A 13,501-nucleotide genomic window follows, 5' to 3' on the forward strand; every position below is an offset into this window, starting at 1 on the left:
TCATCGGTCCTTACGCCGCCGCTTCGTCGAAGCCGGCATAGCCCTTGGCTTCCAGTTCCAGCGCCAGTTCCTTGCCGCCGCTCTCGACCACCCGGCCATCGGAGAACACGTGCACCACGTCGGGCACGATATGGTTGAGCAGCCGCTGGTAGTGGGTGATCACCAGCATCGAGCGATCCGGACCGCGCAGTGCGTTGACGCCCTCGGACACCACCTTGAGCGCGTCGATGTCGAGGCCGGAATCGGTCTCGTCGAGGATGCACATCTTGGGCTTCAGCAGCGCCATCTGCAGGATCTCGGCGCGCTTCTTCTCGCCGCCCGAGAACCCGACATTCAGCGCGCGCTTCAGCATGTCGGCATCGATATGCAGCGCCTTGCCGGCTTCCTTGACCGCCTTCATGAAGTCCGGCGTCGACAACTCGCCTTCGCCATTGGCCTTGCGCTTGGCGTTCAGCGCTGCCTTGAGGAAGGTCATGGTGGCGACGCCTGGGATTTCGATCGGGTACTGGAAGGCGAGGAACAGCCCGGCCGTGGCGCGCTCCGATGGCTCCATCTCCAGGATGTTGACGCCATCGAGCAGCACTTCGCCGCCGGTGATCTCATAATCTTCCTTGCCGGCCAGCACATAGCTGAGCGTCGATTTGCCCGAACCGTTGCGCCCCATGATCGCGTGCACTTCGCCCTTGGGGACGATCAGGTTCACGCCTTTGAGGATTTCGCGCTCCTCGATGCGGACGTGCAGGTCGCGGATTTCGAGCATGGGGGTGGTCATTTTACTTCTCCGATATTCTCGCCGTCCCAGTAATCGAAGCTCGATGCCTCGCGCGGGATGTGCCGAAGCGACGATTTGTCGGTCGGGTTACCGCTGGTCCGGGAAAAGACGCCAAACTTGTTCGAGTCCGGGTACTCGCACACTTCGGTAGCGGCCATCGTCGAGATGCCGAAATACCGAAGCACGCCAGTGCCGGTGTTGATGATCTGATGCGCCGTTGAGCGGTCGCCTGCCGGGGCGCCCAGCACGTCGCCGGCCTTGATGACGTGGCTGTCGGCGCCGTAGCGGTAGGTGCCTTCGCCTTCGAGCACGATGAACAGCTCGTCCTCGACATGGTGGTTGTGGAACGGGCAGCTCGACTTGCCTGACGGCACTTCGTTGTAGCTGATGCCCAGGTTACGCAGCCCCAGCAGCCGACCGAACGAAGCGTCCGACGACTGGTAGTTGGCGCCCTGCGTCCAGCTCTCAAGAGCGAGTTCCGCGATGTTGAGGAGAGGCTTGCTCACTTCTCCCCTCCCGTGTCTTCGCCGTCCCAGTAGCCCATCGGCGTCAGCTTGCCGCCAGCGCCAAAGGTGGCGTTCTCGCGATGGTGGCCCACGGCGCCGACATCGACACGAATCCGCCCGCTGTCGAGATACTCGACGACATCGGCATTCGTGTTGTTGGAGAACGCGATGTAACGCAGCTCTTCAGTGCCGGTATTGATGATCTGGTGCCCCTCGGCGCCGGCCGGCGCCGACAGGCAGTCACCCGTCCGGAACGGCAGGCGGTCGTTGCCGTAGCGGTAGGTGCCCGAACCCGATAACACGAGGAACATCTCGTCGGAGGTGTGGTGGCGGTGGAACGGTGTCGCCGTCTTGCCCGGCTGCACTATGTGCAGCGCCGCGCCCAGCCCGTAGAGGCCAAGCAGCACGCCGAATTCACCGGTCGCTGCGGCAAATCGCGTACCTTCCGCTCCCTGCTCGAGCGGCACCTCGTCGAGGTTGAGGATCACTTTCATCGGGTGCCCTCCCCGCCCTCGGTGTCTTCGCCGTCCCAGTAGCCGAACGGCGTCAGCTTGCCGGCAGTGCTGAAGATCGACATCGGCTCGCGATCATTGCCATGGGCGATGTCGACGGCGATCCGCCCGCTGTCGGGATACTCGGTGACGTCGGCTCGGCCGTGATTGGCAAAGGCGATGTAGCGCAGCTCGGCGTCGGATGTATTGATGATCTGGTGCGCCTCTCCTCCAGCCGGCGCGCCGATGCAGTCGCCGGCTTTGATCGGCAACCGCTGTTCGCCGACCCGGTAGGTGCCAGTACCCAAGACGATGAAGAACAGCTCGTCATTGCCGTGGTGCCGATGGTAGGGCCAGGCGGTCTTGCCGGCCGGCACCACATGCAGCGTCGCGCCGATCTGCTCCGTGCCGATGGCGGCATCGATGTCGTGCAGCCCCACCTCAAAGCGATTGCCCACCTTGAGCCACTTGAGCTCCAGGTCGGCAACGTTGACGATGTGGTGGGGCGCTTCGGTCATCAGCCGACACTGCCCTCGAGCGAGATCGAGATCAGCTTCTGCGTTTCGACCATGAACTCCATCGGCAGGTGCTGCAGCACGTCGCGCACGAAGCCGTTGACGATCAGCGCCACCGCTTCCTCTTCGGAGAGGCCGCGCTGCATGCAGTAGAACATCTGGTCGTCGGAGATCTTCGACGTCGTCGCCTCGTGCTCGAACACCGCACTGGCATTGCGGCTCTCGATATAGGGCACGGTGTGTGCCCCGCACTTGTCGCCAATCAGGAGGCTGTCGCACTGGGTGAAGTTGCGGGCGCCCTTGGCCTTGGCATGCGCTGACACCTGGCCGCGATAGGTGTTGTCGGAAAAGCCCGCCGCGATGCCCTTGGAGATGATCCGGCTCGTGGTGTTCTTGCCCAGGTGCAGCATCTTGGTGCCGCTGTCGACCTGCTGGTAGCCGTTCGAAATGGCGATCGAGTAGAACTCGCCCGACGAGTTGTCGCCGCGCAGGATGCACGAGGGGTACTTCCAGGTGATCGCCGAGCCGGTCTCGACCTGCGTCCAGCTGATCTTGGAGTTGTCGCCGCGGCAATCGCCACGCTTGGTGACGAAATTGTAGACGCCGCCCTTGCCGTCCTTGTCGCCCGGGAACCAGTTCTGCACCGTCGAGTACTTGATTTCGGCGTCCTTGAGGGCGACGAGCTCGACCACTGCCGCATGCAGCTGGTGTTCGGCGCGCGCGGGCGCAGTGCAGCCCTCGAGGTACGACACGTAAGCACCCTCGTCTGCAATCAGCAGAGTGCGCTCGAACTGACCGGTCTTGGCCTCGTTGATGCGGAAATAGGTCGAGAGCTCCATCGGGCAGCGGACGCCCTTGGGAATGTAGCAGAACGAGCCGTCGGTGAAGACCGCCGAGTTCAGCGTGGCGTAGTAGTTGTCGGACACCGGGACCACGGAGCCGAGGTACTGCTTCACCAGGTCCGGATATTCGCGGATCGCTTCCGAGATCGAGCAGAAGATGATGCCCATCTTTTCGAGCTCGGCCCGGAAAGTGGTGCCGACCGAGACGGAATCGATCACCGCATCGACCGCCACCTTGGGCTGCTCGATGCCGGCGAGGATCTCCCGCTCCTTCAGCGGCACGCCGAGCTTCTCGTACATCTCGAGCAGCGCCGGATCGATCTCGTCGAGCGACTTCGGTTTCGCCGCGCTCTTGGGCGCCGCGTAGTAATACATGTCCTGGAAGTCGATCTTGGGGTAGTGCACCTTGGCCCAGGTCGGCTCGTCCATGGTCAGCCAGCGCTTGTACGCCTCCAGCCGCCACTCCAGCATCCACTCCGGCTCATCCTTCTTCTTGGAGATGAAGCGGATCGTGTCCTCGTTCAGGCCCTTGGGAGCCTTTTCGACCTCGAGCTGAGTCTCGAACCCGTACTTGTATTTCTCGACATCGAGCGCGAGTACCTTCTCAACGGTATCGTCCTCGATCTCTTCCTTCAGCGTCGGGATGTCGTAACGGGCCATCGTCTTCTTCCTATGCTGCGACACGGCGGGACTTGTGACGCCCCACCACTTCGCCAAAACCTTTGAGATAAGCCTCGACGTCCTCGATTGAAGAGGACCAGCCGAAGCTCAAACGCATTGCACACTCGCCGAGCTCTGCCGGCACACCCATTGCGGCCAGCACGTGGCTCGGGCCAACCTTGCCCGATGAGCAGGCGGAGCCCGAGGACACCGCCAGACCGGCAAGGTCCAGCCCCATCATCGCCACCGCATTCTTCAGCCCCGGCACGGCGAAGTTCGTCACATTGCCGATCCGGTCCGCCTTCTCGCCGAAGATCACCAGATCCGGGGCGATCAGCCGCATGCCGTCCTCGGCCGTGCGCACCAGCTCGCTGACATTGGCGCGGTAGAAGCGCTCCGCGAACACTTCCGCTGCCGCACCGAACCCGGCGATTGCCGCCGCCGACTCGGTGCCACCGCGCCGCCCGCTCTCCTGGCCCCCGCCGGGGATCAGGCGGACCTGGTCGGCGTGGCCCTTCAGCAGCAGCGCGCCGATGCCGGCCGGACCGCCGATCTTGTGGCCGCTTACCGCCATCATATCGGGCGCGCGCGCGGCGAATTCGAGCCCCACCTTGCCAAAGCCCTGTACCGCATCGACAAAAAGGTAGTGCGGGCTCGGGCCCACCAGCACTTCGATGCGATCGACCGGCTGGATCACCCCGGTCTCGTTGTTGACGAGGTGCACAGCCACCAAGAGCCGCATACCCACGAGGTCAGCGGCCGCCAGCGCCGCGGCGATCTCCGCGACCTTGATCAGTCCATCCGCATCGAGGCCGACCTTCTTGACCGGTAGCCCGGTAGCCTCGGCGGCTTTCAGCACGGCGGCGTGCTCGCCTTCCGAAACGACGATGGCGTCGACGTTGAACGCCCTGGCGCCACCGACGATCGCCTGGGTGATCGCTTCGGTCGCCGAGCCGGTGAACACCACCTGTTCGCGCTCCGCGCCCGCAAGCTGCGCCACCTGGGCGCGAGCCTTGTCGATCACCGCGCGCAATGCCCTGCCCTGGGCGTGCACGGACGAGGGGTTGCCGACGAGGTCCAGCGCACCGATATGAGCAGCGCGGGCCTCCGGCAGCAGCGGCGCCGACGCATTGTGATCGAGATAGATCGCCTGTCGCGTCATTGCACCGAGGCCTGCCTCATCCGCTTCGAAAGGCCACGCGACGCCGAAGCGCTCGCCCGAGCCTGAAACAATTCTTGAAATCGGGCGCTCACTTTCTCTACAAGGAGCGCTCACCAGCAACCGGAAGCGGTTGGAACACCAACTGCCGCCTTCGAAAACCCAGTTTAGAATTATTCGAAACTGGAGTTTTCGGCCCATGTTTTAGGCAGCGGCGCAGCATTCGTCAAGCCGAGAGACCGGCCCGGGCGCGAGGCATGAGCCCAGCGCATGGAGGTTCGGCAGGACCAGGAACGGTCAAGGAAACGACCCTATGCCAGAAGTCATCTTCAACGGACCCGAAGGCCGCCTCGAGGGGCGCTACCAGCAGGGCAAGGATCCGAACGCTCCTATTGCGATTGTGCTTCATCCTCACCCGCAGTTCGGCGGCACGATGAACAACCAGATCGTCTACAACCTGTTCTACATGTTCGCCCAGCGCGGCTTCTCGGTGCTGCGCTTCAACTCGCGCGGCGTCGGCCGCAGCCAGGGGCTGTTCGATCACGGCATCGGTGAGTTGTCGGACGCCGCTGCGGCGCTCGACTGGCTGCAGAGCCTCAACCGCGAGTCGCGCGGCTGCTGGATCGCCGGCTTCTCGTTCGGCGCCTGGATCGGCATGCAGCTGTTGATGCGTCGCCCCGAGGTCGAGGGTTTCATCTCCGTGAGCCCGCCGGAGAATCTCTACGACTTCTCGTTCCTCGCCCCCTGCCCGTCCTCGGGCCTGATCATCCATGGCGACAAGGACCGCGTGGCCCCGCCCCAGTCGGTACAGAAGCTGGTCGACAAGCTGAAGACCCAGAAGGGCATCACCATCGAGCAGCAGCAGGTCGAAGGCGCCAACCACTTCTACGAGGGCAAGATCGACGAACTCACCGAACGCTGCGCCGACTATCTCGACCGGCGCCGCGCGGAAATCGCGGCGGGCAAGGGGCGCTAGCTATACGCCCCGGACCTCCTCCTTCGGAAGGCTCGGGAGGAGGTCCTCATGAGGGTGCAGCTCCCCTCATGACGAGCCGGTCGATTACATAGGGCAAGCCGATGGCCGCCAAGTTCAAGTCCGATTTCCTGAACGTCCTCGATCAGCGAGGCTTCATCCACCAGATCTCCGATCCGGAGGGCCTCGATGCCCTGGCGGCCAAGCAGCGCATCACCGGCTATGTCGGCTACGACGCCACGGCGACCAGCATCCATATCGGCAACCTGATCACCGTCACCATGCTCTACTGGCTGCAGGAAACCGGTCACCGGCCGATCAGCCTGATGGGCGGCGGCACCTCCATGGTGGGCGATCCGAGCTTCCGCGACGATCAGCGGAGCCTGCTCAGCGTCGACAAGATCAAGGCCAATATCGAGAGCATCAAGAAGGTCTACTCGCGTATTCTGCACTATGGCGACGGCCCGACCGACGCCATCATGGTCGACAATGCCGATTGGCTGCTGAAGCTCAACTATGTGGAGTTCCTGCGTGATGTCGGCCGCTTCTTTTCGGTCAACCGCATGCTGAGCTTCGACTCGGTGAAGCTCAGGCTCGACCGCGAGCAGTCGTTGAGCTTCCTCGAGTTCAACTACATGATCATGCAGGGCTACGATTTCACCGAGCTCAACCGGCGCTACGGCACCGTGCTGCAGATGGGCGGCTCCGACCAGTGGGGCAACATCATCAATGGCGTGGACCTCAGCCACCGCATGGGCGGCCCGCAGCTCTACGCGCTGACTACCCCGCTGCTGACCAAGGCCTCGGGCGAGAAGATGGGCAAGTCCGCCTCGGGCGCCGTCTGGCTGAACGGCGAGCTCTTCAGCCCCTATGACTTCTGGCAGTACTTCCGGAACACCGAGGATGCCGACGTCGGCAGGTTCCTTAAGATCTTCACCCGCCTGCCGCTCGACGAGATCGAAAAGCTCGCAGCGCTGGGCGGTTCGGAGTTGAACGAAGCCAAGAAAGTACTGGCGACGGAAGTGACCGCCATCGTCCATGGCCGCGAGGCCGCCGAGCAGTCGGCATCGACCGCGGCGGCGACCTTCGAGGCCGGGGCGCTCGACCTGTCGCTGCCGACCGCCGAGATCTCGAAGTCGGATCTCAATGCGGGCATCGGCCTGCTGGCCGCGCTGGTCACGGCCGGCCTCGCCGCCTCGAACGGCGAGGCGCGCCGGCACATCCAGTCGGGCGCCGTGCGCGTCAACGACGAGCCGGCGACCGACGACCGCGCCACCCTGGGCACGGCCGCGCTGCTGCCGGAAGGCGTGATCAAGCTCTCGGTCGGCAAGAAGAAGCACGCGCTGCTGAAGCCCGTTTAGACGCTATCCAGCCGGACTCCCACCTTACCACCTCCACGGCGTCACCCTTTTCACCGGGGTGACACCGTGGGGAAATGGTGCTGCAAGCGCCAGCTCCATCAGTGTTCGAGCCGACCCGCCGTAGTCGCCCGACACTCGGTGTCATCCCAGCGAAAGCTGGGAACCAATTCTCCCACGAGCTGGCCGTGAGTTGCATCCCAGCTTTCGCTGGGATGACAGCCGGTGGGTGAGGTAAGTTTGGGTGCCCTTACAACATCCAGGCCTCAGCGCGTCACCAGCACCGGGATGGTGGTGTGCGCCAGCACGTTGTTGGTCTGGCTGCCGAGCAGCAGACGGCCGAGCCCGCGGCGACCGTGCGACCCCATGACGATCAGGTCTGCGCCCACCGAGTTGGCGGTCGAGATGATGCCGTCCGCCGGGAAGCTGTCGTTGACGTAGACCGTCTTGGCCGTGACTCCGGCTGCAACCGCCGCCTTCTCGGCCTTGCCAAGCAGCTCCCTGGCCCCCGTTTCCTGCGCCTCGATCAGTTCCGGGATCGGATCGAACGCCGTGCCGGCGACCGTTGCATAGCCGCCCCCGAGCACCGCAGTGGGCTCCGTCACCGTGACGATGGTCACGGCCGAGCCGAGCGCCTTGGCGAGACCGAGTGCATGGTCCAGCGCGCGCGACGCGAGTTCCGAACCATCAGTTGCGACCAGAATATGTGCGTACATTTCGCGTACCTCCAACCTGTCATGTGGAGATCGTAAGCCGTTGCGCCAACCCACACTTTGATGGAAATCAACGTTGATCCGCCGCCTCACTCGACGCGCGGAATCTCCTTGGCGCGGTACTCGAACATTCGCCGGAACGCCCCCGGCACCAGTGCCGACATCGGGTTGATCTTGAAGTCGGGCTTGTCGAGCGGACCACGCACCGCAAACGTGACGCCGAACAGCCCCTCGCCATCGCGGCCGGCGAGCGGTCCGAGCAGCTTCGAGAACGCGTTATTGAGCCCGAACAGCGGCACATAGGTGCCGGTCAGGTCGTACTGCCGCTTGTCGGTGTAGATGAAGCCGCGCGCCGTGCCGCCCACCGTGGAGCCGGCCAGAACCGCATCGGTGATCTCCACCCGGTCGCTGCGCCGCACGAACTCGGCCTCGGCGCTCTTGAACTCCAGCTTGTTGGAGCGGGCGATCATCTGCCGGGACTCCGAGTGATTGCCGAGAATCTGCGCCACGTTGCCTTCGTTGACGAAGGCGAAGTTGCGCAGCGAGAACTGCCCGACATCGATCTTCTGGTCCTTGATCGTCTCGACCACGAGACTGCCCGCTCCGCCCTCGACATTGGGATAGACGTTCATCAGCCGCAGCAGCGTGCCCAGGTCGTTGAACGCGACGGACATGACCTTGCCGTCCGGCGTCGGGTTGGTGGTGACCGATACGCTGCGGCTGCCGCCCAGATTGGCCTGCAGGTTCACGCGCTGCAGATCCGCCCCGCGCAGCACCAGGTCGAGGTTCACGTTGAACGCGGTGGTCTTGTAGAAGCCCAGCGCCCGCTTCAACTCGAGGTCGACGGCAATGGTCTGGTTGTTGACAGCCGTGGCCTGCGGCCCCCCGGTCGAATCGCCCGACAGGCTGAAGAAGCGTTGCAGCATCGGCTTGAGATCGAGCTGGTCGCCGCGCAGCCGCACCTGGTAACCGTTGCGGATCGGCGTCAGCGAGATCTGCGCCTCGTCGCCCGGGCTCAGCGCGAACGAGGTGAACTCGGCCGACTGCAAGCCCTCCTTGAGGTCGAAATCGAGGCTGCCCTCGAGCTTGACGTCGCCGAAGCCGAGATCGAGGTCATTGATGGTGACGGCGTCGCCGTCGAGCTTGACCTGCGCCGCCAGCGCTCCTTTGACGCCTGGCGCCTTGCTGATGCCGAGGTCCTTGACGCTGAGGCGCGCGTCCTTGAGGTCGGCAGCCAGCTGGATGCTGCCGTCGCTGAGCGGTTTGGCGGAAATCGTCAGCGGTCCATCGAGGAATGCCGACGTGTCCACTCCGAACGTCTTGAACGCGCCGGAATCCACTTTCGCCGTCAACACCACGTCAGGCTTTTTGGGATCGAGCGTCCCCATCGCGGAGATCGTCGCCGGCACGCCGTCGAACTCGGTCGTGCCGCTGACATTGAAGCCCGCCTGGGTAACCCGGAACTGCAGTTGTCCCTTGTCGACCGAATGCCCCTCGATCGGCGCTGAGGTCGCCAGGTCCTGCAGCGTGCCGTTGATCACATAGTCCATGGTCCGCGGCTGGTTGGTCTTCTTGTCCGTGACGATGGTCGCCACCAGCCCGAGCGATACCTGGCCTTTCATGGCATCGAGGTTTTTCGGCAGCGCCAGTTGTTTCAACGCATCCGGCTGGTTCTTCTTGACCCAGTCGATCAGGGCCGGAATGCCGCCCGACAGGTCGCCGGAGATCTCGTACACCGCCTCGGTGTCGCTGTTCGAGCCGATGATGAAACCGGCATTGGCGATCGAGATGTTGCCCTGGGGCGTAGGAATCGTCGCCCCGTCTCCCGAGATCTGGATGTCGCTGTCCTTGAGGCTGAGCCTCATGTCGCCTTCGATGGTGATCGGATCCATCGTGTCGAGCGCCTTGATCTTAACGCCGACGCCGACGATGTCGATCGACATCGCGTTCTTGGGCATCGGCTTGTTCTCCCCGGGCTCACCGAGCGAACCGATCGGGAAGTCGTAGCGCATGGTGGATTTCTTGATGCGCCCGCCCACCACGTTCTTGACGAACCAGTCGCGCGAATCCTTGGCGAGGAACGCCGGCCACAGCCGCTTGAGATCATCGGCCGACAGGCCGTCGCCGGCGATGTTCATCTCGAAGCCAGTGCCGCGGCGCACCATGTCGATGCGCCCCGTCGACACCAGCTGGCTGCCGTCGGCCTTCCTGGCCTCGAACTGATCGATGCCCGTGGCGCCATAGAGCGGCGCCGACCAGCCCTGGAAGTTCACCTCGGTGAACGGCGCCTCCGGCGTCCCCGCTTCGTCGGCGATGGCGACGTCGCGCGCCGCGACCTTGATGCCGACGATGGGCCCGTAGAGCGGATCGAGCCCGAGCTTGAACACGCCGCTGACATAGCCGGTGCTGCCGGCAACGCTGACCTGCATCTCGCCCATGGTGAACTGACCGATGGCGGGGTCCCACACCACCTCGGCGATCGAGGTGGCGATCGGGAAATACTGGCCGTTGACCCGCACATCCATGCCGGTGAGGTCGATGTGGAACAGCCCATCAGTGATCTTCTGCACGTCGGTAAAGCCGACATCGATCGAGACCGACGCCGTGCCTACCACGGCGATCGCCGTCTCCTGCTCGCCCACGAAAGGCGCAAAAGCTCCCGGGTCGAGGTTGGTGATCGAGGCCTTGAGCCGGGCGCCGCCGTCATCGGTCTCGACCCATTCGAGAATGCCGTTCATCACCGATCCGCCGATCCCGGCGGAGAAGTTGCCCGAGGCCGACTTGCCGTCGGCATTGGGCGCGATATCGATGTTGATCTCGGTGAAGTGCCTGAGCACGCCATAGAGCGCATCGTTCATGTCGAGCGCGCCGCGCTTGACCACCAGCCGGGAGAAGTTGCCGAGCTTGGCCTGCTGCACGATGCCGGCGATGCCCTTGGCCGCGGCCTCGAGATTGTAGACCAGCCAATCGTTGTCGGATCGGATGCCCAGGTTGGCGTCGGGCACCTGCCCTTTCACATCGACGCCGCCGGCGGAGAGGTTGACTTCGGGGAACTGATCCTGCCCCTCGATGACCCGCACCGTTCGCCCACCGTCCGGCTCGTCCACATATTCGAACTTGGCGAGTCGCGGCCCGAACAGATCCTGGTTCACCTGCAGGTGCGGGCCGACGATCGTGACGGTGGCGCCCGGTTGCCCCACCAGGGCCCTCAGCGGCGAAAACCCGACCTCCAGCGCATCGACGCTGACCGTGCCGCCGGTTTTCACGTCGGTGAACGTCACCGGCTTGAACTGAATCACCGGCCAGACGAACCCCTCGAGCGCCAGCGCCATGTCGCCCAGCTCGAGCTTGCTGCCCGGGGGCATTGAACTCAGTACCAGGTTGCGCACCTGCGAGCTGACGAACGGCAGCGGAATCGGCGTGACCAGCAACACCGCATACATAATGACGAGCACAATGACGGGCGCGGCGACTGCCGCCGCTGCGATCCTACCCAGGATGCGCCATGCCGAGCGCTTGCGGAGCTGGGAGCCAGGGGCTGGAGTAGGTTTCACTGTTTTCCGACTTGAGGCCGCTCGCTTTGCCGCCCTATCCTAGAATCAAACCGAGCAGCGGTTCACTGCCAGATGATACCGGCTGCAATATGGCACTAACACCCACTGGATGCGCGGCATTTCCGGCGTTTTCCCATCTACCGAACCGGACGTCATGACCCTTCCCGCTCCCGGCACCCCTGCCCCAGACTTCGAACTTGTCACCGACAGCTACGAAAAGTTCCGCCTGTCGGATCATCTTGGCCATCCTGTGGTCCTCTACTTCTATCCGCAGGACGATACCGAAGGCTGCACGCTCGAGAACATCGAGTTCACCGACCAGATGCCCGAGTTCAAGAAGCTCGGTGCGGTGGTTGTGGGCATTTCGCCCGACACCGTCGAGAGGCACTGCTCCTTCCGCGACAAATACAATCTGGGGGTCATTCTTGCCGCCGATCCCGAGCGCAAGGCCATCGAGGCCTATGGCATCTGGCAGCTGAAAAAGCTCTGGGGCGTCGAGTATATGGGGGTCAAGCGCATCACCGTGCTGATCGGCCCCGATGGCAAGGTCGCCGAAGTCTTTCATGCCACCCGGATCAAGGGGCACGCCGAAAAGGTGCTCGCGGCGACTCGCGCGCTGCTCGCCAAAGCCGACCCCGCTCCCGCCAAGCCCCGGCGCGCCAAGGCGTGAACTTGGCCCGCGCCGCGGTTTTTCGCGTTTGTTAACCCTAACGGATCATGATCGGGGCCAGTGAAGTGGCGTCCCGGAGTTCTGGCGGTGCGTGCGAAATCGACCGGCATTCGGCCGGCCTCCAAGGTGTTCGGGGCGCCCCCGCCCAAGGCGATACGAGAGCCCGGCATCCGCCCCGGTCTGTTCTACTCCGCATTCGCCGCGCTCCTCGGCACCAATATCCTGACCCTCGTCGGCTTCCTGATGGCCCCAGACATTGCCGCCCTGCTGAACGGGCAGAACGATGTGGTCGTCTCCGCCTACGAGGACCGCATCGCCCAGTTGCGCGTCGAAGTGGATCGCCTGCATTCCCGACAGTTCGCCCAGGCCGGCGACATCAACCTGCAGCTGCAGGAGTTGAGCCAGCAGCAGGAAGTGCTGCTCGAGCAGCACCAATTGGTCAAACAGCTGGCAGCCAAGGCGGCCGAGCTTGGGATCGAAACCGCCGCCGCCGACTCGACCCGGGACGATGACGCGGCGCCGGTTGCCGATATCGCGCCGGTCGCCGCCACCGGCGACCTGGCTGAGGTCAGCGCCTCGATGACCCGAATGATGGACGAGAGCCGCATGGCGCTTGCCGCGCTGTCCGTCTCCGCCACCGAATCGACCGACACCATCCTCGACGTGCTCGACGGTCTCGGCATCAAACCGAGCATGCCCGACGGACTGACCGATGCCGTTGGCGGGCCCTATCAGCCACCGGTCGAGGGCAGCGACGGCAGCGGCATCGTCGACGATGCCAACGACGTCTACCTCGCGCTGGCGCGCTTCAAGGCGGCGCGCGGCGCGATTGACCTCGCCCCCATCCACAAGCCGATGGATTCGCTGAGCCGCATCAGCTCGACTTTCGGCAACCGCAAGGACCCGTTCACCGGCGGACGGGCCTTCCATGCCGGCCTCGATTTCCCGGCGCCCAAAGGCACCACGGTGCTGAGCGCGGGCTATGGCAAGGTGACTTTCGTGGGTGAGAAATCCGGCTACGGCAACCTGGTCGAGATCACCCACCTCACCGGCCTCGTCACCCGCTACGGCCACCTCAGCGCCGTCCTCGTCAAGCAGGGACAGGTGGTCAATACCGGCACGCCAATCGCCAAGGTTGGCTCCACCGGGCGCTCCACCGGGCCGCACCTGCATTTCGAGGTGCGCCGCAAGGACGTCGCGGTCGACCCCGGCAAGTATCTGGCAGCCGGCAAGCGCCTGGCCCGCTTCCTCGGCGCCTAGTCGAGTGCACCGCCGCAACGCCCCCGGC

Annotated in this window: 12 protein-coding genes; 4 read left to right on the top strand and 8 right to left on the bottom strand. The window is 64.2% G+C overall.

Annotated elements, in window-relative coordinates; all coding sequences use genetic code 11:
* Window positions 1–10: 10 nt before the first annotated feature.
* From sufC to APS40_RS23065, 6 genes are read right to left on the bottom strand one after another with little or no spacing between them, the layout of a single operon-like run.
* A complete protein-coding gene (gene sufC / locus APS40_RS23040) occupies window positions 11–760 on the bottom strand; it encodes a Fe-S cluster assembly ATPase SufC (protein WP_055049791.1) in 750 nt (249 codons plus the stop codon).
* Window positions 761–768: 8 nt separating this feature from the next.
* Window positions 769–1,278 (bottom strand): cupin domain-containing protein, encoded by a 510-nt coding sequence (locus APS40_RS23045; RefSeq protein WP_055049267.1) that lies wholly within the window; start codon window positions 1,276–1,278, stop codon window positions 769–771.
* Window positions 1,275–1,772 carry a cupin domain-containing protein gene (locus APS40_RS23050; RefSeq protein WP_055049268.1) on the bottom strand — a complete coding sequence of 166 codons (498 nt, stop codon included), beginning with the start codon at window positions 1,770–1,772 and terminating at the stop codon, window positions 1,275–1,277. Before APS40_RS23050 ends, APS40_RS23045 begins: the two co-directional genes overlap by 4 nt.
* Window positions 1,769–2,287, bottom strand: coding sequence for a cupin domain-containing protein (locus APS40_RS23055; RefSeq protein ID WP_055049269.1), 519 nt, complete (start codon window positions 2,285–2,287; stop codon window positions 1,769–1,771). Before APS40_RS23055 ends, APS40_RS23050 begins: the two co-directional genes overlap by 4 nt.
* On the bottom strand, window positions 2,287–3,786 hold the full coding sequence (gene sufB, locus APS40_RS23060; RefSeq protein WP_055049270.1) for a Fe-S cluster assembly protein SufB: 1,500 nt from the start codon (window positions 3,784–3,786) through the stop codon (window positions 2,287–2,289). Before sufB ends, APS40_RS23055 begins: the two co-directional genes overlap by 1 nt.
* 10 nt (window positions 3,787–3,796) lie before the next feature.
* Complete coding sequence (locus tag APS40_RS23065) at window positions 3,797–4,948, bottom strand: cysteine desulfurase family protein (protein ID WP_055049271.1); 1,152 nt, start codon at window positions 4,946–4,948, stop codon at window positions 3,797–3,799.
* A gap of 310 nt (window positions 4,949–5,258) precedes the next feature.
* Between APS40_RS23065 and APS40_RS23070 the strand changes: the two genes are divergently transcribed.
* Together APS40_RS23070 and tyrS are read left to right on the top strand one after the other, a co-directional pair.
* On the top strand, window positions 5,259–5,921 hold the full coding sequence (locus APS40_RS23070; protein ID WP_055049272.1) for an alpha/beta hydrolase: 663 nt from the start codon (window positions 5,259–5,261) through the stop codon (window positions 5,919–5,921).
* A gap of 101 nt (window positions 5,922–6,022) precedes the next feature.
* Complete coding sequence (gene tyrS, locus APS40_RS23075; RefSeq protein WP_055049273.1) at window positions 6,023–7,279, top strand: tyrosine--tRNA ligase; 1,257 nt, start codon at window positions 6,023–6,025, stop codon at window positions 7,277–7,279.
* Between the two features lie 263 nt (window positions 7,280–7,542).
* Here the strand turns inward: tyrS and APS40_RS23080 are convergent, their stop codons facing one another.
* Together APS40_RS23080 and APS40_RS23085 are read right to left on the bottom strand one after the other, a co-directional pair.
* Complete coding sequence (locus tag APS40_RS23080; RefSeq protein ID WP_055049274.1) at window positions 7,543–7,992, bottom strand: universal stress protein; 450 nt, start codon at window positions 7,990–7,992, stop codon at window positions 7,543–7,545.
* 86 nt (window positions 7,993–8,078) lie between these two features.
* Window positions 8,079–11,444 carry a hypothetical protein gene (locus APS40_RS23085; protein WP_156343056.1) on the bottom strand — a complete coding sequence of 1,122 codons (3,366 nt, stop codon included), beginning with the start codon at window positions 11,442–11,444 and terminating at the stop codon, window positions 8,079–8,081.
* A gap of 253 nt (window positions 11,445–11,697) precedes the next feature.
* Here APS40_RS23085 and APS40_RS23090 point away from each other — a divergent pair, with 253 nt between their 5' ends.
* Window positions 11,698–12,213: a peroxiredoxin gene (locus tag APS40_RS23090; RefSeq protein ID WP_055049276.1), complete on the top strand. Its 516-nt coding sequence runs from the start codon at window positions 11,698–11,700 to the stop codon at window positions 12,211–12,213.
* Window positions 12,214–12,300: 87 nt separating this feature from the next.
* The gene (locus tag APS40_RS23095; protein WP_055049277.1) at window positions 12,301–13,473 is read left to right on the top strand and encodes a M23 family metallopeptidase; all 1,173 of its coding nucleotides are present in this window, start codon (window positions 12,301–12,303) and stop codon (window positions 13,471–13,473) included.
* Window positions 13,474–13,501 lie beyond the last annotated feature (28 nt).

This window comes from Devosia sp. A16, assembly GCF_001402915.1.
GTDB lineage: Bacteria > Pseudomonadota > Alphaproteobacteria > Rhizobiales > Devosiaceae > Devosia_A.

Bases quoted from the DNA above. Each gene is read 5' to 3' on its own strand.
- sufC (WP_055049791.1), bottom strand. From the start codon at position 760: ATGCTCGAAATCCGCGACCTGCACGTCCGCATCGAGGAGCGCGAAATC.
- APS40_RS23050 (WP_055049268.1), bottom strand. From the start codon at position 1,772: ATGAAAGTGATCCTCAACCTCGACGAGGTGCCGCTCGAGCAGGGAGCG.
- APS40_RS23055 (WP_055049269.1), bottom strand. From the start codon at position 2,287: ATGACCGAAGCGCCCCACCACATCGTCAACGTTGCCGACCTGGAGCTC.
- sufB (WP_055049270.1), bottom strand. From the start codon at position 3,786: ATGGCCCGTTACGACATCCCGACGCTGAAGGAAGAGATCGAGGACGAT.
- APS40_RS23065 (WP_055049271.1), bottom strand. From the start codon at position 4,948: ATGACGCGACAGGCGATCTATCTCGATCACAATGCGTCGGCGCCGCTG.
- APS40_RS23070 (WP_055049272.1), top strand. From the start codon at position 5,259: ATGCCAGAAGTCATCTTCAACGGACCCGAAGGCCGCCTCGAGGGGCGC.
- tyrS (WP_055049273.1), top strand. From the start codon at position 6,023: ATGGCCGCCAAGTTCAAGTCCGATTTCCTGAACGTCCTCGATCAGCGA.
- APS40_RS23080 (WP_055049274.1), bottom strand. From the start codon at position 7,992: ATGTACGCACATATTCTGGTCGCAACTGATGGTTCGGAACTCGCGTCG.
- APS40_RS23090 (WP_055049276.1), top strand. From the start codon at position 11,698: ATGACCCTTCCCGCTCCCGGCACCCCTGCCCCAGACTTCGAACTTGTC.